Annotated in this window: 17 protein-coding genes; 11 read left to right on the top strand and 6 right to left on the bottom strand. The window is 66.3% G+C overall.

Annotation, left to right across the window (positions count from 1 at the left end; genetic code table 11):
- Positions 1-158 precede the first annotated feature (158 nt).
- Together FEJ81_RS00965 and FEJ81_RS00960 are read right to left on the bottom strand one after the other, a co-directional pair.
- A complete protein-coding gene (locus FEJ81_RS00965; protein WP_138243509.1) occupies positions 159-1,913 on the bottom strand; it encodes an excinuclease ABC subunit C in 1,755 nt (584 codons plus the stop codon).
- A gap of 96 nt (positions 1,914-2,009) precedes the next feature.
- Positions 2,010-2,720, bottom strand: a complete 711-nt coding sequence (locus tag FEJ81_RS00960; protein ID WP_138243508.1) for a hypothetical protein — start codon at positions 2,718-2,720, stop codon at positions 2,010-2,012.
- Positions 2,721-2,847: 127 nt separating this feature from the next.
- Here FEJ81_RS00960 and FEJ81_RS00955 point away from each other — a divergent pair, with 127 nt between their 5' ends.
- The 10 genes from FEJ81_RS00955 to FEJ81_RS00910 all read left to right on the top strand — a co-directional run bounded on the left by FEJ81_RS00955 (position 2,848) and on the right by FEJ81_RS00910 (position 12,017).
- A complete protein-coding gene (locus tag FEJ81_RS00955; protein WP_138243507.1) occupies positions 2,848-3,117 on the top strand; it encodes a hypothetical protein in 270 nt (89 codons plus the stop codon).
- A gap of 143 nt (positions 3,118-3,260) precedes the next feature.
- The gene (locus FEJ81_RS00950; protein WP_138243506.1) at positions 3,261-4,187 is read left to right on the top strand and encodes an ABC transporter ATP-binding protein; all 927 of its coding nucleotides are present in this window, start codon (positions 3,261-3,263) and stop codon (positions 4,185-4,187) included.
- Positions 4,184-5,137: an ABC transporter permease gene (locus FEJ81_RS00945; RefSeq protein WP_138243505.1), complete on the top strand. Its 954-nt coding sequence runs from the start codon at positions 4,184-4,186 to the stop codon at positions 5,135-5,137. Before FEJ81_RS00950 ends, FEJ81_RS00945 begins: the two co-directional genes overlap by 4 nt.
- A gap of 78 nt (positions 5,138-5,215) precedes the next feature.
- Positions 5,216-6,199 carry an ArsA family ATPase gene (locus FEJ81_RS00940; protein ID WP_138243504.1) on the top strand — a complete coding sequence of 328 codons (984 nt, stop codon included), beginning with the start codon at positions 5,216-5,218 and terminating at the stop codon, positions 6,197-6,199.
- Positions 6,200-6,255: 56 nt separating this feature from the next.
- Complete coding sequence (locus tag FEJ81_RS00935; RefSeq protein WP_138243503.1) at positions 6,256-6,441, top strand: multidrug transporter; 186 nt, start codon at positions 6,256-6,258, stop codon at positions 6,439-6,441.
- A gap of 116 nt (positions 6,442-6,557) precedes the next feature.
- The gene (locus FEJ81_RS00930; RefSeq protein WP_138243502.1) at positions 6,558-7,067 is read left to right on the top strand and encodes a GNAT family N-acetyltransferase; all 510 of its coding nucleotides are present in this window, start codon (positions 6,558-6,560) and stop codon (positions 7,065-7,067) included.
- Between the two features lie 114 nt (positions 7,068-7,181).
- Positions 7,182-8,498 carry an NrfD/PsrC family molybdoenzyme membrane anchor subunit gene (gene nrfD / locus FEJ81_RS00925; protein ID WP_138243501.1) on the top strand — a complete coding sequence of 439 codons (1,317 nt, stop codon included), beginning with the start codon at positions 7,182-7,184 and terminating at the stop codon, positions 8,496-8,498.
- 226 nt (positions 8,499-8,724) lie between these two features.
- Complete coding sequence (locus FEJ81_RS00920; RefSeq protein WP_138243500.1) at positions 8,725-9,951, top strand: putative manganese transporter; 1,227 nt, start codon at positions 8,725-8,727, stop codon at positions 9,949-9,951.
- A 128-nt stretch (positions 9,952-10,079) separates the two neighbouring features.
- Entirely contained in the window at positions 10,080-11,345 is a 1,266-nt protein-coding gene (locus tag FEJ81_RS00915; protein ID WP_175416332.1) for an outer membrane protein assembly factor BamB family protein, read from the top strand.
- Between the two features lie 474 nt (positions 11,346-11,819).
- Entirely contained in the window at positions 11,820-12,017 is a 198-nt protein-coding gene (locus FEJ81_RS00910; RefSeq protein WP_138243498.1) for a hypothetical protein, read from the top strand.
- Positions 12,018-12,089: 72 nt separating this feature from the next.
- Here the strand turns inward: FEJ81_RS00910 and uvrB are convergent, their stop codons facing one another.
- The gene (gene uvrB, locus FEJ81_RS00905; protein ID WP_138243497.1) at positions 12,090-14,144 is read right to left on the bottom strand and encodes an excinuclease ABC subunit UvrB; all 2,055 of its coding nucleotides are present in this window, start codon (positions 14,142-14,144) and stop codon (positions 12,090-12,092) included.
- A gap of 77 nt (positions 14,145-14,221) precedes the next feature.
- Positions 14,222-15,577, bottom strand: coding sequence for a sodium/calcium exchanger protein (locus tag FEJ81_RS00900; RefSeq protein WP_138243496.1), 1,356 nt, complete (start codon positions 15,575-15,577; stop codon positions 14,222-14,224).
- A gap of 340 nt (positions 15,578-15,917) precedes the next feature.
- On the opposite strand from FEJ81_RS00900, the gene FEJ81_RS00895 reads away from it, so the two are divergent.
- Positions 15,918-16,187, top strand: a complete 270-nt coding sequence (locus FEJ81_RS00895; protein ID WP_138243495.1) for a DUF7553 family protein — start codon at positions 15,918-15,920, stop codon at positions 16,185-16,187.
- A 35-nt stretch (positions 16,188-16,222) separates the two neighbouring features.
- Here FEJ81_RS00895 and FEJ81_RS00890 read toward each other — a convergent pair whose 3' ends face one another.
- Together FEJ81_RS00890 and FEJ81_RS00885 are read right to left on the bottom strand one after the other, a co-directional pair.
- Entirely contained in the window at positions 16,223-16,645 is a 423-nt protein-coding gene (locus FEJ81_RS00890) for a DUF2267 domain-containing protein (RefSeq protein ID WP_138243494.1), read from the bottom strand.
- A gap of 70 nt (positions 16,646-16,715) precedes the next feature.
- On the bottom strand, positions 16,716-17,114 hold the full coding sequence (locus tag FEJ81_RS00885; RefSeq protein WP_138243493.1) for a DUF2267 domain-containing protein: 399 nt from the start codon (positions 17,112-17,114) through the stop codon (positions 16,716-16,718).
- Between the last annotated feature and the right edge of the window lie 49 nt (positions 17,115-17,163).

Genomic DNA, 17,163 nt, shown 5'->3' with positions numbered 1-17,163 from the left:
GAGCGAACGAACCGTGTGAGTGAGCGAATCGGTTGGGGAGGACGTGGCGATTCACTGTTGCCACGATAGCAGGACACTCGTCTCTGTCGTTACTCGCTGTGAACTCGACCGTTCTATCCGAAAAGCGGGCGAAGACAGTAAATCGTATTCAACGGCTGTCAGAGTCTCGATTTGAGCGTCTCCGCCGTCTTCTCGCCGATTCCCTCGATGCTCTCGAGGTCCGCGAGACTCGCCTCCCGGACGTTCTCGACGCTGCCGAAGCGCCCGAGCAGCCGCTTTCGCGTCTCGGGGCCGACCCCCTGTACGTCGTCGAGAACCGTTTTGACCTCGTCCCGGACCGTCTGGTGGTACTGCACGGCAAAGCGGTGGGACTCGTCGCGCACGCGCTGGAGGAGGTGCAGGTGCGGCGCGTCGCTCGGCCACGAAAACGTTCGGTGGGGCGTGACCACGCGCTCCTCGGCTTTCGCCAGCGCGACCGCCGGCACGTCCCAGCCGACCGCCGAGAGCGCGTCTCGAGCCGCCTCGAGTTGGCCCTCGCCCCCGTCGATCAGGAGCAGGTCGGGGTCCGGCCGGTCGTCCCGGTCCTCGACGGCGCGGCGGGCGCGCCACTCGAGTAAGGCGTGCATATTATCGTAATCGTCGTTCTGGTCGGTCAGCTTCTTCCGGCGGTAATCGGCCTTCTCGGCGCTGCCGTCGACGAAGGTGACGTTGCTGCCGACTGCCGCTTTTCCCTGCGCGTGGCTCACGTCGAAGCCCTCGATCCGCCGGGCCGACTCGATCTCGAGGGCGTCCGCGAGCATGCCACACTCGTCGCGCCGGCCCACGTTGCGCCGGGCGTTCTTCAGCGCGAGTTCGACGAGTTTGGCCTCCCGGCCCGCGCCCGGCACGCGGACCGAGACGCCCTCGGCCTCGAGCCACGCGGCGACCTCCTCGTCGTCGTGGCGCTCGGGCAGGAGCAGGGCATCGGGGAGGTCGCGTTCGGCGTAGTATTGGACGATGAAGGCCGCGAGGACGGCTGGGACGCCGTCCGCCTCGCCACCGACTCCCCCGTCGGAGCCGGGTGCCTCGAGCGTGTGCCGATCCCGATCGACCAGTTTGCCGTCCTCGGCGCGCAGCCGGGCGACGGTCGCGTCCTCGCCTTCGATCGCCACGCCGAGGACGTCGACGCCCTGCTCGTCGCCGACCGACTGGACCGCCTCGCCGCCCTCGCCGTGGAACGCCGCGACGGTCTCGAGGCGGTCCCGCAGGTTCGCCGCGCGCTCGAAGTTCTGTTCCTCCGCGGCGGCTTCCATCTCCCGGCGCAGCGGGTCCGCGAGGATGCCGGTCTCGCCCTCGAGAAAGCGCTCGACGGCGGTGACGTCCTCGCCGTAGCTCTCGAGGTCGATCTCGCGGGTACAGGGGGCGGTACAGAGCCCCATCTCGTAGTCCAGACACGGCCGCTCCCGGCCGATGTACTTGTGGTCCGAACACCCGCGGACGCCGTAGGTCTCTCGCAGGGCTTTGACGACCGTCTCGACCTGCCCCTTGCTGGTGTAGGGGCCGAACACGGTCGCCGACTCGTCGGGATCGCGGGTGACCTCGATCCGCGGCGCGGCGTGGTCGGTCAACTGCACCATCGGATACGATTTGTCGTCCTTGAGCCGGACGTTGTACCGCGGCTGGTGGCGCTTGATCAGGTTCGCCTCGAGCAGCAACGCTTGGGTCTCGGTGTCGGTGACGGCGATCTCGATGTCGTCGGCGCGGTCGACCATCCGCCGGATCCGCGCGCTGCGCGGGTCGGCGTAGGACCGCACCCGATCGCGGAGATCGACCGCCTTCCCGACGTAGAGCGTGGTGTCTCCCTCGCGAAACTGGTAGACGCCGGGCTCTCGCGGCAACGACCCGGCCCGCTCGCGAACCCCGTCGGCGTTCATCGGCGGCCCTACGGAGTCAGGAGGTTTCAGCCTGACTCCTCGACACCGGTCGGCACACTGGACGGTCGTGCTCGCTGCCGCGCCGACGCCGACCGCTCAGTCGCTCGCCGCCGGGTCGTCGCCCATCGCTCGATCGCGTCCGTCGTCGCTTCTCCCGTCGCTCCGGCTGCCGCTCTCGCTCCCGCCCGCTCCCTCGAGCGCCGACCCGTCTCCCGGTCGAATCGCGCGCTCGAGGTCGGCGACGGCATCGGCCTCGAGATCCGCGTCGCTGACGGCGAACGCGAGGTCGTCCCCGCCGTGGACCCTGCAGACGAGCCGCCGCGAGCGCGATCGGATGTACCGGGCGACGAGAGCGAGCGCGGCGACGCCGCCCAGGAGCACGCCCCATTCGACCAGCAGGAGGGCGGTCTCGAGGAATTCGATGGCGGACTCGACGACGCCGGCGAGCTGTGTCGCGCCCGGTGTCGATTCGCTCCACCCGAGGTCGACGCCCGGAATCAGCGTCGCGAAGCTGACGCCCCTCGTCAGTTCGATCAGTCCGATTCCGACGAACGCGGCGACGAATCCCACGCAGAGATCGCGCAGTCGGTGGTCGGTTTCGACGGCGATGGTCCCGACGTTCGGCCGGTCCACATGGCGAACGGTCGGCCCGCTCGAGTCGGACGGAAACGCCAGTACGCGCTGGTTCGTGACGACGACCGTCGCGCCCTCGAGGTCGGCCCGGTGCTCGACGGTCTCCCCGTCGTGGCACAGTTCGTCGACGTGTTCGCGCCACTGCTCGACGCGTTCGCTCCGAGAGTCGGCCATGAGCACTCGTTGTCCCCGCTCCGACGCCGACCACCAAGTACGTCGGGGCCCGTTCCCGGGAGTAGGCCCCGCCTTCCGATCGTGCCGACTCGGTACATTCTCGGTGGTCGACGCCGAACCCGTCGGTATGAGTGACTCGACGGTGCAGTGCTGGCTCGTCGAACGGGAGATCGGGGATCGGGACTTCGTAACCCTCGTCTACGCGACGCCGGACGGCTCGCGCTATCAGCAACACGAGCGGTCGTCGACGGCGCTGCGGACCGGGCCGACCGTCACCGCGGCGACCGAAATCCCCGAAGACGAACTCGAGCCGGTACCGGACGACGAGACCCGAAAGCGGTACGCCGAGGAGGTCGACCGAACGGCGGAGCGGTACGATCCGGACGATCCGATCTAACCGCAATGTTACCCGCCTCGATCGTTTCGGACTCGGGATCGTGAAATCACGATCGGCGAGATGCCCACCGCGCGTAAACCGATGGTTTCAGCTGTAGTCGTGATGTCAAAAACCTTATCGGGCAACGCTGTGTCCACACGGACATGCCCGCTATTACAGTCGACAACCTGACCAAGTCGTTCGGTCAGACCCTCGCACTCGAGGAGCTCTCCTTCCAAGTCAAGGAAGGCGAGGTGTTCGGCTTCCTCGGTCCCAACGGCGCTGGCAAGTCGACGACGATCAACATCATCCTCGATTTCGCCCGCCCGACTGCGGGCGAGGTCAGCGTCCTCGGCATGGACGCCCAGCAGTACAGCCGGGACATCCGGCAACGGACCGGCGTCCTCCCCGAGGGCGTCAAGACCTACGACCGGCTGACCGCCCGCCAACACCTCCAGTTCGCGATCGAGTCCAAAAACGCCGACGCGGACCCCGAGGCGCTGCTCGAGCGCGTCGGCTTGGTCGACGCGATCGACAAGAAAGCCGGCGGCTACTCGAAGGGGATGGCCCAGCGGCTCATGCTCGCGATGGCGCTGGTCGGCGAACCGGACCTGCTGATTCTGGACGAGCCCTCCACCGGACTCGACCCGAACGGCGCCCGCGAAATGCGAGACATCGTCCGCGAGGAGAACGAGCGGGGCGCGACCGTCTTCTTCTCGAGTCACATCATGGAGCAGGTCGAGGCGGTCTGTGACCGCGTCGGCATCCTCCGGGACGGCGAGATGGTCGCCGTCGACTCCGTCGAGGGACTGCGCGACTCCGTCGAGGGCGGCACGACGCTGCGGGTCACCGTCGACCGAATCGACGACGACGCCCTGCAGGCGGTCCGCTCGCTGCCAGACGTGACGAACGCCACCGTCGAGGGCCGGGACCCGCCGACGGTCGTCGTCGCCGTCGACGGCTCGAAGACGGCGGTTCTCTCGACGCTCGAGGACCGTGGCATCGAGGTCCGGGACTTCACGACGACTGAGGCGTCGCTCGACGACGTCTTCCAGTCGTACACCACGGATACGGGGGTGCATGCGCGATGAGTACCGAAACCGGTACCGCGTCCGATTCGACGGGCGGATCGGCCTCGAGTTCGGTCAACCTCGAGAGCGTGCGTGCGGTCGCGAAGAAGGACTTTCAGGACTCGATCCGCTCGTGGCTGTTCTGGGGGCTGAGCGTGTTCTTTTTCACCCTCATGGCCGCCTTGGCCGGCTTCATCTCGTGGGCGAATCCGGACGATCTCACGACGATCGGATTCATCTCGCTGGTCAGTCAGGTGTGTAAGCTCGTCATCCCGCTGATCGCGCTCATTCTCGGGTGGAAGTCCATCGCCGGCGAACGCGAGACGGGGAGCATCAAGGTCTTGCTGTCGCTGCCCCACTCGCGGAAGGACGTCCTCCTCGGCAAGCTGCTGGGTCGGACGGCCGTGCTCACCCTGTCGCTGATCATCGGCTTTCTCATCGGCATGGTCGCCGTCGCGTTCGCCGTCTCGGAGTTCTCCTTCCCGGCGTACATCGCCTTCCTGGCGATGACGATCGTCTACGGGCTCGCGTACATGAGCATCGCCGTCTCGCTCTCGTCGCTGACCCGTTCGACGACGATGGCCGGCGCGGCGATGTTCGGCGTCTTCGTCCTGTTCTACATCGTCTGGAACTCGATCCAGAGGGCGCTGGGACTCCTGATGGACCGAGGGTTCATCGAGGGAGTCAGCTACACGACGACGAACTTCGCCGGACAGCAAGTCGAGCCGACCCGATTGCCCGACTGGGCGCTGTTCATCAACATGGTCGACCCCGGCAACGCCTACCAGAACACGATCACGCTGTTCAGTTCCCTCTCGAGTGACTCGATCGGGACGACGTTCAACGAGGCCGCGTTCCCGAACGGCTTCCCGTTCTTCCTGCAGGACTGGTTCTCCTGTATCATCCTGCTGTTCTGGATCGTCGTCCCGATCGCCGTCGCGCTTTACCGGTTCGACCGCGTCGACATCTGATCGGCACCGTCCTCGCAGAGCGGCGACTCGGTTTCCGTCGCGGGATTCGTTTACAGTCGTGGCCGTGGGACGTGGGCTATGACCGACTGCATCTTCTACGGCGGCAAGGGCGGCGTCGGTAAGACGACCTGTGCGGCCGCGACCGGCCTCTCGTTGGCCGCCGCCGAGCGAGAGACGCTCGTCGTCTCCACCGATCCGGCCCACTCGCTCGCGGACTCGCTCGAGGCCGAGATCGGCCCGGAGCCGACCGAACTGGAGGGGGCGCTCGAGGCGGTCGACGGGGCCGACTCGGACCCCGCGGGCGGCCTCTGGGCCGTCGAAGTCGATCCCGAGACCCAACGAGAGCGCTACGAGAAACTGGCACGGACGCTGGCCGCGGACCTCCGCAGCGCCGGGATCAGTCTCTCGGACGCGGAAGTCGAGCGGCTCTTCGCGACGGGTGCGCCGGCCGGCAGCGACGAGATCGCGGCGCTCGATCTGCTGGTCGAGTACGTCGACGCCGGCGAGTGGGATACCGTCGTCTTCGACACCGCACCGACGGGCCACACCCTGCGACTGTTCGAGATGCCCGAGGTGATGGGGCTGGCACTCGAGACGGCACACTCGCTGCGCGGCCAGGCAAAGCGGATCGGAAACGCGGCCCGGACGGCGGTCCTCGGACCGATGTCGATGATGACCGGCACCAGCGACGACGAAGAGGAGAGTCTCGCGGCGTTTCGGGACCGCCTCGAGCGCGCACGCGACCTGCTCGTCGATCCCGAGCGAACCGAGTTCCGCGTCGTGCTCGTCCCGGAATCGATGGCCATCGCGGAGACGGAACGCCTCGTCGAGCGACTCCGCGAGACCGGCGTGCCGGTCGAACGGCTGGTCGTGAACCGGGTGCTCAAGGACCCCCACGACGGCTGCCCGCGCTGTCGGTCGCGGCGGGACCGCCACGAGGAGCGGCTGGCGGAGATCCGAACGGCGTTTCCGGACCTCGTGGTCGCGACACTGCCGGCTCTCGAGGGGGAGGTGCAAGGACGCGAGTCGCTTGCGGCGATCGCCCGGCGGTTGCCGGACTGAGCGGTCGGACGGGGTTTGCCCCCTGAAATTATTATGTTAGACGTTTTACAGCCGATATGGCGCGTTCGCTCGGTCGAAACTCGTCCCCGCTACTCACGGCGATCGGCCTCGCCGTCGCGCTCGTGGCGATCGTCGGCACGCAGGTCCTCGGGTGGGAGTGGGGCTCCGGACAGCTCCTCCCGACGATCATCGGCGTCGCGGCCGCCGTAATCGCCGTCTTCGTCTTCCTCAATCGGCGCTGAACGCGAGCGGTGAGTCAGGAACTCGAGCCCGGGTCGCCGGTTCGCGTCGCGGGTCCGCGGCGGCACCTAACTGAGACGGTGCAACCACTTTGTCACTCGCTGTCGTAGCGCGCGGTATGGAGATCAGACCCGCGACTCTCGACGACCGCGACCGGATCAGGGCCGTCGCCCGCGAGACGTGGCACGAGACCTACGACGAACTCGACGCCGAGACGATCGACGAAACCATCGACGAGTGGTACGGCGACGAGGCGCTCGAGACGGCGCTGTCGAAACCGGGAACCGCTTTTCTCGTCGCAGAGAAGCGCGAGGCGCAACGCGCCTCGGAAACGGACGGCAAAATCGTCGGCTTCACCCACGGCGTCGTCTCCGAGGAAGAAGGGGACGTACTCCGCATGTCCGTCCATCCCGATCATCAGGGGGAGGGGATCGGCACCGCGCTGTACGAGCGGCTGCGCGAGGACCTCCGGGACTTCAACATGGAGCGGATGCGCGCGATCGACCTCGCCTCGAACGACGGCGGCCGGGAGTTCTACGAGCAACACGGCTTCGAACTGACCGACGAGGACGACGTCGAGATCGGCGGCGAGCGGCGACGGGAAGTGGTCTACACGCTCGAGTTGTAGCCGGCCCGGCCTCGAGGACGAGTCGCCGCCGGCGGCCGGTCGATCCGCCGACTCGACCTTGCAAATGCATCGCAGGGACGCAAGTGAGCCGCCGGTGAGTTCCACCGTAGCACGATGGGGACGAAAACGCCCAGCGAGGCCGACATCTTGCGACCGATCGGACAGGTATCGAAAACGTATTTCATACTGGTCGCGGTCGCGGGACTGGCCTTCGTCGCCTTCCTGATCGGCTGGGCCTTCCAGTTACAGCGGGGACTGGCCGTCACCGGCCTCGGCGACTGGGGGAGCGGGGGCGGCGCGACGTGGGGAGTGTACATCGGCGCGTTCATCTGGTGGGTCGGCATCGCCCACGGCGGCATTATCCTCTCGGCCGCGGTCAGGCTGTTGGGCATGGACCGCTACATGCCCGTCGCGCGACTCGCCGAGTTGCTGACGATCGCCGGGCTCTCGGCGGCCGGCTTTTACATCATCGTCCACCTCGGCCGGCCGGACCGGATGGTCACGAGCGTCCTCGGCCACTATCACGTGACGGTCCACGCATCGCCGTTGGTATGGGACGTGACCGTCATCACGGCCTACTTCGTCCTGACGGCGACCTATCTCTCGCTCACCTTACGCTACGATATCAGCCGACTGCGCGATCAGCTCCCGGACCGGCTCGGTCCGATCTACAGTCTCATGACGATCGGCTACACCGAGAGAGAAGACGCGGCCGTCGAACGGATGGTCTGGTGGCTCGCGCTCGCGATCATCATCATGGCACCGCTCTTGCTCCACGGCGGCGTGATTCCGTGGCTGTTCGCCGTGATTCCGACCATGCCGACGTGGTTCGGGGGCGTCCAAGGGCCGCAGTTCCTCACCATCGCGCTGACCTCGGCGATCAGCGGCGTGATCCTCCTCTCCTTTGTGTTCCGTCGCGCCTACGACTGGGAACACATCATCACCGACGACATCTTCCGCGGGTTGCTCCTGTGGCTGGGCTTCTTCTGTCTGCTCTTCCTGTGGCTGCAGCTCCAGCAGAACATCACCGGGCTGTTCACGGCTCCCGTCGATCTCACACACGCCGCGGTCGCCAGAGCCACCACCCCCATCTACGTCTTCGCGATGAGTCTGGTCTTCGTCGTGCTCGCCTACATCTTCGCGCAGTCGATCCGCCCGGAACTGTTCACCAAGCGCCGAGCCGCCGTCTCCGGGATCGCGGTCCTCACCGCGACGATCATCGAGAAGGTGCTGTTCGTCGTCGAGGGCTTTCTGCACCCGACGTTCGACATCTACCACGCGACGCCCGGCGTCTACGTCCCGAGCCTGATCGAGATCTTGTCGATCATCGGCACGATCGGAATGGTCGGACTCTTCTTCCTCACCGTCGCCAAAGTGTTCCCCGTCGTCGAGCTTCACGCGATCGAACACCTCCGGGACGATCACGAATAGCGACGTGAGACGTTGCCCTCGCCGCTCCCGTTTCGCCGACCGTTACGCGAGCCAGTCCATCCGTCGTCGTCACCACCGGCACACTGACGAGGCCGCGTGAGCGCTCGTTCGGTGATTCTCTCGAGAGACTGCCACCACCAGCAACTATTTATTCTATGCTGCTAAACTCTTGTTTAGAGATGTCTAATCTTCGAGCCGCGAACTCGCACCCCGCGAGTGACCGGCCATGAACGAGCTTCTAACGGTTCTCCTCGAGTCGCTGCGGGACGGCTACGTGCAGGTGAGTGCGTTCGTCGCCGTGACGGTGCTCGCGTTCGGGCTGCTCCAGTACTGGACCGACGGGGCCGTGATCGCCGCGATCGAGGACAACGAGCGACTGCAGGTGCTGTTTGGCGGCCTGCTCGGGCTCACGCCCGGCTGTGGCGGCGCGATCGTCGTCATGCCGCTGTACGTCCGCGGGACGGTCAGTTTCGGCACCGTCGTCGCGACGCTGGGCGCGACCGCGGGTGACTCGGCGTTCGTCATCCTCGCGCTGGCTCCCGAAGCGGCGCTGTACGCCTACGCCATCGCCTTCGTCGCCTCCGTCGCGACCGGCTACCTCGTCGATTCGGTTGGGCTGGGCGTCTCGAGAATCGACGCCGCCGTCGCGCACCTCTCGCCCGACGCGACCCCGGACGGCGGAGCAGTGGTCAACGGCGGCGTCGGGCCGAACCCCGCCCACGACTACGGCGGCCCGGCACCGACCCACGCCCACGAAACGGGACCGGATCGACGCTCTCGAGTGCTCACGCCGCTCTCCCATCTCGCACACGTCGCGTGGTGGGCCATCGCCGTCGCGGGACTCGTCCTCGGCACGCTCTACCTGCTCCGCGGCGGCCCCGAGGTACCGATCACGCTCGGCGTCGGCTTCGACGGTCTGTTCACCGTCGTCGGCATCGTCGGCTCCGCGCTGTCGCTGTACCTCTACGCGATCGGCCGCCACTACGTCGGCGAAGGGGAGATCGCCCGCGCTCGAGACTCCTTCGGGTCGGTCTACGACACGCTCACCCACGCGGCGATGGAGACGAGCTTCGTCACCGTCTGGGTGCTCGCGGCCTTCCTGCTCTACGAGTACGGCGTCCTCCTGACCGGGGTGAACGTCGCCAGCCTCGCCGCGGCGGCCGGCGTCCTCGCCCCGATCGGCGGCGCGGTCGTCGGGCTGATCCCCGGCTGCGGCCCGCAGATCCTGCTGGCGAGCGTCTACGCCGGGGGCGAGCTCCCCTTCTCCGCGCTCACCGCCAACGCGATCTGTCAGGACGGGGACGCCCTGTTCCCGCTGCTGGCCGTCGACGCCAAGGCGGCGATCGTCGCCTCGATCTACAACTTCCTACCTGCCGTCGTCGTCGGCGTCGCGCTCCACTTCCTGTGGGGGCCTGTCTTCGGCATGGCGGAGTTCGGCTTCGGCGTGTTGTAAGACGGTCCTCCCGCTCTCGGTACGGATGTAAAGGTTCTTGAAATAATAGTTCGTACGTGTGAGAGATGCGTCGCCGTGATATTCTCGAAACGATAGGGGTCAGCGCGGTCGCGACAGGAGCCGGTTGCATGGGATCGACCAGTTCCGAGTCGCCGTCAGTCGCGTGGCGGTACGACGCGCCGGACATCCAAGCTATCGATGGCGACGAAACGCAGACAGTCATCGCTACCGAGCGGGAGATCGTCGGCCTCGATCGAGCGAACGGTGAGGTCGCATGGCGGCACCGAGTCGGGTCGATTACCGGCCTCGAACGTGACGAGTCGGGGTACTACGGCCACGGCGACGGCGGCGTCGTCGCCATCGATCGCTCGAGCGGTGCGAAACGCTGGCAGGTCGACGAACGGTACACCTCCCTCCATCGAGCCGAATCGGCGCTCGTCTGTTACGACTTCGACGACCGGAAGACCGTCGGGTTCGACCCGGAAACGGGAGATCGACTGTGGACGTGGGACGGGGGCGCGGTCGACGCGTACACCGCTACGTTCGGGATCGTCACCGACGAGGAGTACAGGGGCGTCGACTTGAACGACGGGACCACCGAGTGGCGGTTTCGGGCCGGTCAAGGGAGCCTGGTGGAAGCCGTCGCCGACGAGAACATCGTGCTGTCGATACCCGACGACTCGTCGGGGGAATTCCTCGCGCTCGTCGACGGCGGCACCGAACAGTGGCGATTCGAAGCCCCCGCAGTCCGCAGTTGGGACTGCGGTGTGATCGACGGGACGGTGTACGCCGCTACCAAGACCGAAACCGAGCCGCGCCGCCTCCACGCGATCGACTTCGAGTCCGGACGGGAACGGTGGTCGACGGAACTGGACAGCGAGTTCGACATCTCGGAGGTGGAACCGGTGGCCGCCGTCGACGAAGCGGTCCTCGTGAGTACGCCGTGGACGACTGGGAACCTGACCGGCTGGAAGCAACGCCTTCCGACGACCGCGTGGATCGATCGGTCGACGGGAACGGTCGATTGGACCGAATCCGGTCGCGGCGTCGTCACGACGACGTCAGAACTGATCGTTCTGGCCCACGGAGACGGGACGTTCGTCGGACGCCGACCGGACGGAACCGTCGCGTGGGAGGACGGGCTGTCCGTCACAGTGCAGTCGAAGAGCCACAGTGCCGACGAGTTCGTCTACGCACCGCTGGAAGTCCTCGCGCTCGAGGACGCGTTCGTCGCGGCGTCGGCCGGCAGTAACAGAGTGGAAAAGTGGGACAGTAACACGGGCACGCAGCGCTGGGCCCTCTCGCTCGAGGCCGCTATCGACACGTTACTCGAGGTAGACGGCGACGTCTACGCCCTCGCCGAGGGAGCGATCGCCGCGATTCGGACGGACTGATCGGCAACTCGGCGCTCTCCCGCTCTCGAGAGCGGTCAAACGGCCGAACGGGCCGGGTTCGTTCGGAACGGCTCGCGGAGCGAACGATCCGCTCGTCGAGACGGGCGACTGCCGTATCAAGCCGCAGTGACCGATCCGCACTCTCGTCGTTCCGCGGGAACGACAGCCCGTAGCGATCCGCGGTACTCGGGCCGCAGACGATACTTTCTCATCCACCACCAGTAGTTATAAGAGACAACGAACCAACATTCAACCGGAAGCCCGTCTCCGAACGCACGACCGGTTGGGGGCGGCCGTCGAAACGCCCCGGGTGCTCAGAACACCCGAGACTGGCTTCCAATCCCCTAAGCGGGATTTGCAAGCCATGATTGCGTACATTCTACCGGGATATAAACGTCCCGCACGGCGATGGAATCAACGACGAGCGACAGCCCTCGATCTCCGGTACCAGCCACGCTACCCGCGGGGGGAACGATGACCAAGGATTCCGGCCCGGAACCGGTCGAATCCGCCGGTGAGCCGGCCGACGAGATAGACGGCGAGGAGTGGGCAGTTCCCGACTGCCCTCGTTGTGGTCGCCCCGTCTGGGTCGTGACCGTCACCGGCCCCATCACGGCCACCGCCTCTCCCTGTGGCTGCTCGGTGGCTCCGGGCACCCTCGAGCGCGAGTGATTACCGGTTCGAGGGTGTGACGGCGTCCGCGAGCGCCTGCGCTCGCGGGGCCCTGTCTGCCGGCCACTACGCCTAGAATTCTTCGCTCGGCGGCGCAATTCCATCATCGCTGCCCTCGAGTTCGAACTCCTCGCGCACTTCGCGAATCCGGTCGCGAATATCAGCGGCCAATTCGAACTCGAGGTTGCCCGCGGCTTCCTCCATCTGGGCCTCGAGTTCGTCGATGTAGCGGGCGGCGTCGTCCTCGTCTTCTAGTTCCCGACCGGAGACCTCGCTGGTGTCGGTCTTCGACCCGGGCAGATTGGTCTCGCCGATCTCCTTCTCGATCGTGGTCGGTTCGAAGCCGTGTTCCTCGTTGTATTCCTGCTGGATCTCGCGGCGGCGCTGGGTCTCCTCGATCGCGGATTCCATCGCGTTGGATGGCTCGTCGGCGTAGAGGACGACCTCGCCGTTGACGTTCCGGGCCGCCCGGCCCATCGTCTGGACGAGCGTCGTCTCGGAGCGCAGAAAGCCCTCCTGATCGGCGTCGAGGATCGCGACCAGCGAGACCTCGGGGATGTCCAGTCCCTCCCGCAGGAGGTTGATCCCGACGAGCACGTCGATTTCACCCAATCGCAACGAGCGGATGATCTCGTGGCGCTCCAAGGTGTCGGTCTCGTCGTGCATGTAGGCCACGTCGACGCCCGCTTCCTCGAGGTACTCGGTCAGGTCCTCGGCCATGCGCTTGGTGAGGGTGGTGACGAGAGTGCGCTCGTCGCGGTCGATCCGGTCGTCGATGCGGTCCATGAGGTCGTCGACCTGTCCGCTGGCGTCCGACACCTCGATCGCCGGGTCGACGAGGTGGGTCGGCCGAACGATCTGTTCGACGATCCGCTCGCTCTCCTCGCGCTCGTAGTCGCTTGGCGTCGCGCTGACGTACAGCGTCTGGTCGGTCTTTTCCTCGAACTCCTCGAAGGTGAGCGGGCGGTTGTCGTAGGCGGTCGGTAGCCGGAAGCCGTTCTCGACCAGCGATTCCTTCCGGGACTTGTCGCCGGCGTACTGGCCCCGGATCTGGGGGAGAGTCACGTGGGACTCGTCGACCACGGTCAGGAAGTCGTCGGGGAAGTAGTCCATGAGGGTGTAGGGGGCCTCGCCCGACTCGCGGTCGGAGAGGTACAGCGAGTAGTTCTCGATCCCCGAACAGTAGCCCGTCTCCTGCATCATCTCGAGGTCGAAGGTCGTTCGCTCTTCGATGCGCTGGGCCGCGATCATGTCGCCTTTCCGCTCGAAGTAGGAGATCCGGGAGTCCAGATCGTCGCGGATCTCGTCCATCGCCTGCTCGAGTTTCGTCTCCGGAATCGAGTAGTGCTCCGCGGGGTGGATCAACACCGCCTGCTGGTCGCCGTGGGTCGTCCCCTCGAGCGGATCGACCTTGACCATGCGATCGATCTCGTCGCCCCAGAGTTCGACGCGGACCGCGTAGCGGCCGTACATCGGGTAGATCTCGACGGTGTCGCCCCGCACCCGGAAGGTGCCCTGCGTGAAGTCGACGTCGTTGCGCTCGTAGTTCAGGTCCACGAGCTGTGCGAGTAACTCGTCGCGGCCGACCTCCTCGCCGACCTCGAGTCGCAGGGACATGTCGATGTAGTTTCGCGGGTCGCCGAGGCCGTAGATCGCGGAGACCGAGGCGACGACGATGACGTCCTCGCGCGTGAGGAGGGACCGGGTGGCGGAGTGGCGCAGGCGGTCGATCTCGTCGTTGATCGAAGCGTCCTTGTCGATGTAGGTGTCGCTCTGCTCGACGTAGGCCTCGGGCTGGTAGTAGTCGTAGTAGGAGACGAAGTACTCGACGGCGTTGTCCGGAAACAGGTTCCGGAACTCCTCGTAGAGCTGGGCCGCCAGCGTCTTGTTGTGGGCGATGACCAGCGTCGGCTTCTGAATCTCCTCGACGGTCCACGAGACGGTGTTGGTCTTCCCGGAGCCGGTCACGCCGAGCAGGGTCTGTCTGTCCATCCCCGACTGGAATCCGTCGGCTAGTTGCTCGATCGCCTCGGGCTGATCGCCCGCGGGTTCGAAGGGGGCATCGACCCGAAACGGCCGATCGACATCCGGACGGTCCGGCTGGAGGGGACCTTGCGCGTCACTCATTATCGGTATCAAGAGGTCAAGGCACTTTACGCGCTCGCATTACGCGACCGCGAGCGGAGACGACGGCGACCGATGAGTCAGTCCGCGTGCTCCGTCTGGGACGGTCTGGGCCCTCGACCGATCGCTGCCCGCGTAGTCAACGCGGTCCGCTCGAGGAGTTCGCGGACGCTGTCGCGTCGCCGGACGAACAAGGCGAGACCGAGCAGGACGTACACGGCGGTGTAGCCGTAGAGGATGGTCATACTGAGCTCCGTCACGACCGGCTCGGTGTACGCCCGGATGACGTAGAACTCCGCGAGGACCTGCGTGACGAACAGTCCGAGCACCGCGAGCGCCTCGCGGGTGCTGATCTCGAAGTTCGTCAGGATGGCGATCGCGAAGAAGCTCTGGGCCGCGGTGATCCAGATCTCTGCGACCTGCTTCGAATCGAACGGGAGCGTTCCGACGCTCCCGGCGGAGATCGAGTAGACGACCGCGAGCGTCCCGATGAGCAGCGTCCACTGATTGAGCTTCGAGGAGATGAGCGCGTTGAATCCCGCGGTCGTCCGCGCTTTGTTCACGAGATAGGCGACGACGATCAACTCGGGGCTTTCCGAGGCCAGCGGAGCGAGCCACTGGATCATGAAGAACTCGGGGATGCCGTACTGGAGGCCCACCTGCTCGAGGCCCTCCGCGAACGGATGTACCGCAGTGAAGATGATCGCCCCCGAAAACGCGAATCCGAAGAGGACGACTGCCACCCGCTGGAGCGTGGGAAGGCCCTGGAAGTATGCGGGCACACCGACGTGTGCTTCGGTTTCGTCGACGTCACTCCGAATAATCACGAGGAGGTAGAGCAGGTAGAGGCCGACGAGAACGAGCGTATCGACCATCCCGATACCGCCGCCCAGCGGGACGAGAAACGCAAAGGCCGTCGCCACGAGGAGGAACACGATCTCGAGGGAGATCGCGCGGTCCAGCGTGACCACGTCCGCGAGGGTTCCCGAGCGGTGTTCGACCGCCGGATCGGCCGTGTACGTCGCGCGGTAGATGCTGAACAGCGCGATCCCCGACCAGCCGAGACCGATGAGAATCCGGTTCGCACCGGTCATGTTGGCGACCGCGAGGTTGCCCGCCTCGCTGGAGCCGGCGCCGGCCTGCCAGGCGTACAGCGCGTCGACGGCGTATTCGGGAGCCACGGCTAGGACTGCCAGCACCGCGATGGCGAACGCCTGCGGAACGTCTTTCTCGGCGGTTTCGGCCGCCCACGCAAGCAGGAACGCCGCGCCGAGGATCGCGGTTCCGGCGACGGCGACGGCGAGACCGGCCGCGATGTTTTCGCTCGGATGGACGGTTCCGTAACCGCCGTAGGAAAGGAACGTCCCGATCCACGGAACGGTCAAGAGCAGCGTGACGATGACGGCGACGAGCGGATGGCGTAACCGAGACGACATGTATTCAATACTGAACAGGATGGCTCCCCATATAAGCCACAAGATATGGCACTGACGGACGATTTCGAGAGCGTCATGGCTCGAGGAAGCGAAATCCCGATTTTGTCGACATTCGACGATCTACTCGGTTCGAAGGCTATGGCGGCCGAATGCGCCAGTAGCAGGGAGAGAGATAGGCGCCAGTACCGGAGACGAACTGCGCGGCTGATCAGTCGGTCGGTATATCGACCCCCGGCCGTGACCCGCGAAACGTTCAGCAGGAACTGACGCGTTCGGGTCTCGGACGGACGTGGCGATTGCTCGCCCAACCGTTATGACTCGAGTCCCCGTCAGTCCGCCCATGACGGAGCAACTCCAGCAGGCCCGCGACGATCTCGAGGAGGCAGCGAAATCGGCCGACAGCGACGACGTCCGCGAGGACATCCGCGAGACCACCGACGCGTTCGCCGACTACGTGATGAGCGACACGGCGCCCGATCACGCGATCCTCGACGAGCGACTCAACACGCTCCGACAGGTCCGCGAGCAGGCGGACGGCAACACCGAGGACAAAGTCGAATCGGCGATCGAGTCCGTCGAGGACTACCGCGAAACGGTCGATCAGGCCTGAGAACACGAACGGACGGCGGTACCGAACCGCGACGATCAGTATTCTCCCGGCGTGCGATCGGCCGCGTCGACGTCCGCGTCCGTCTCCGCGAGCAGTTCCTCGAAGCCGTAGTGCTCGAACTGGTCGACGACGGCCGCGCGCTCGCTCTCGTCGACCGCCTCGAGGACCGTTCCGAGGACGGTCGTCGCCGCTTCCTCGCCGTGTAACTCGACGGTGTCCATGCGCTGGTCGATCCGAGAGACGAACTCCTCCTCGGAGAAGCGCTGGCCCGACTCGCCCCGCGTGAGGTGCTGGCTCAGATCTCCCGGAAGTTGTGCGGCGAGGTCCGCGGCCTCGTCCTCGCTCAGCCGTTCGCCGAGCGTCTCGAGGACCGCCCGCGTCGCGTCCGTTGCCGCGTCCTCGTCCGCGTCGGCGGCGGCGCGGTCGCCCACCGTCTCGAGCAGTGCTTCCTGGTCCATGTCCGTGGCCACGGCGACTCGCCACGTCACGGTTCGGGCGGCACCTGCCGGGGTCGCGCCGCCGTCGGCGTTAGCCCCCCGCGCCGGGCCCCGACTCCGGGACGGTCGCCTCGTAGCCGAACGCCTCGAGTCGGTCGCGCAGGTCGTCGGCCTCGTCCTCGTCGACGTGCTCGAGCAGCGTTCCGACGACAGCCTGCGAGACCGCCTCGGGATCACCGGTATCGGCGCGGTCGGTCTGCGTCTCGACGCGATCGAGGAACTCGTCGTACGAGAGCGAGCGGCCCGACGGCCCCTCGGCGAGCTGCTCCCCGAGCTCCGAGGGCAACTCGCCGTCGAGACGCTGTGAGCGAGTGTCGTCCAGCCGTTCGCCCAGCGCGGACAGCACCGCGTGGGTCGCGTCTCTCGCGTCGGCTTCGTCGGCGAGAGCCGCCTGCTGTTCGACCGACTGGTAGAAGTCGTGGCGTTCCATACCGGCCGTTGGACGGAGCCGTCCCTTGGGATTTGGCCAGCGACTGCCG

This window comes from Natrinema versiforme (assembly GCF_005576615.1).
Taxonomy (GTDB): Archaea; Halobacteriota; Halobacteria; order Halobacteriales; family Natrialbaceae; genus Natrinema; species Natrinema versiforme_A.
The sequence above is the reverse complement of the archived record's forward strand: the minus strand, read 5'-3'. Positions and strand labels throughout refer to the sequence as shown.

Coding starts and splice junctions, on each gene's coding strand:
- FEJ81_RS00965 (WP_138243509.1), bottom strand. CDS start 1,913: ATGAACGCCGACGGGGTTCGCGAGCGGGCCGGGTCGTTGCCGCGAGAG.
- FEJ81_RS00960 (WP_138243508.1), bottom strand. CDS start 2,720: ATGGCCGACTCTCGGAGCGAACGCGTCGAGCAGTGGCGCGAACACGTC.
- FEJ81_RS00955 (WP_138243507.1), top strand. CDS start 2,848: ATGAGTGACTCGACGGTGCAGTGCTGGCTCGTCGAACGGGAGATCGGG.
- FEJ81_RS00950 (WP_138243506.1), top strand. CDS start 3,261: ATGCCCGCTATTACAGTCGACAACCTGACCAAGTCGTTCGGTCAGACC.
- FEJ81_RS00945 (WP_138243505.1), top strand. CDS start 4,184: ATGAGTACCGAAACCGGTACCGCGTCCGATTCGACGGGCGGATCGGCC.
- FEJ81_RS00940 (WP_138243504.1), top strand. CDS start 5,216: ATGACCGACTGCATCTTCTACGGCGGCAAGGGCGGCGTCGGTAAGACG.
- FEJ81_RS00935 (WP_138243503.1), top strand. CDS start 6,256: ATGGCGCGTTCGCTCGGTCGAAACTCGTCCCCGCTACTCACGGCGATC.
- FEJ81_RS00930 (WP_138243502.1), top strand. CDS start 6,558: ATGGAGATCAGACCCGCGACTCTCGACGACCGCGACCGGATCAGGGCC.
- nrfD (WP_138243501.1), top strand. CDS start 7,182: ATGGGGACGAAAACGCCCAGCGAGGCCGACATCTTGCGACCGATCGGA.
- FEJ81_RS00920 (WP_138243500.1), top strand. CDS start 8,725: ATGAACGAGCTTCTAACGGTTCTCCTCGAGTCGCTGCGGGACGGCTAC.
- FEJ81_RS00915 (WP_175416332.1), top strand. CDS start 10,080: ATGGGATCGACCAGTTCCGAGTCGCCGTCAGTCGCGTGGCGGTACGAC.
- FEJ81_RS00910 (WP_138243498.1), top strand. CDS start 11,820: ATGACCAAGGATTCCGGCCCGGAACCGGTCGAATCCGCCGGTGAGCCG.
- uvrB (WP_138243497.1), bottom strand. CDS start 14,144: ATGAGTGACGCGCAAGGTCCCCTCCAGCCGGACCGTCCGGATGTCGAT.
- FEJ81_RS00900 (WP_138243496.1), bottom strand. CDS start 15,577: ATGTCGTCTCGGTTACGCCATCCGCTCGTCGCCGTCATCGTCACGCTG.
- FEJ81_RS00895 (WP_138243495.1), top strand. CDS start 15,918: ATGACGGAGCAACTCCAGCAGGCCCGCGACGATCTCGAGGAGGCAGCG.
- FEJ81_RS00890 (WP_138243494.1), bottom strand. CDS start 16,645: ATGGACCAGGAAGCACTGCTCGAGACGGTGGGCGACCGCGCCGCCGCC.
- FEJ81_RS00885 (WP_138243493.1), bottom strand. CDS start 17,114: ATGGAACGCCACGACTTCTACCAGTCGGTCGAACAGCAGGCGGCTCTC.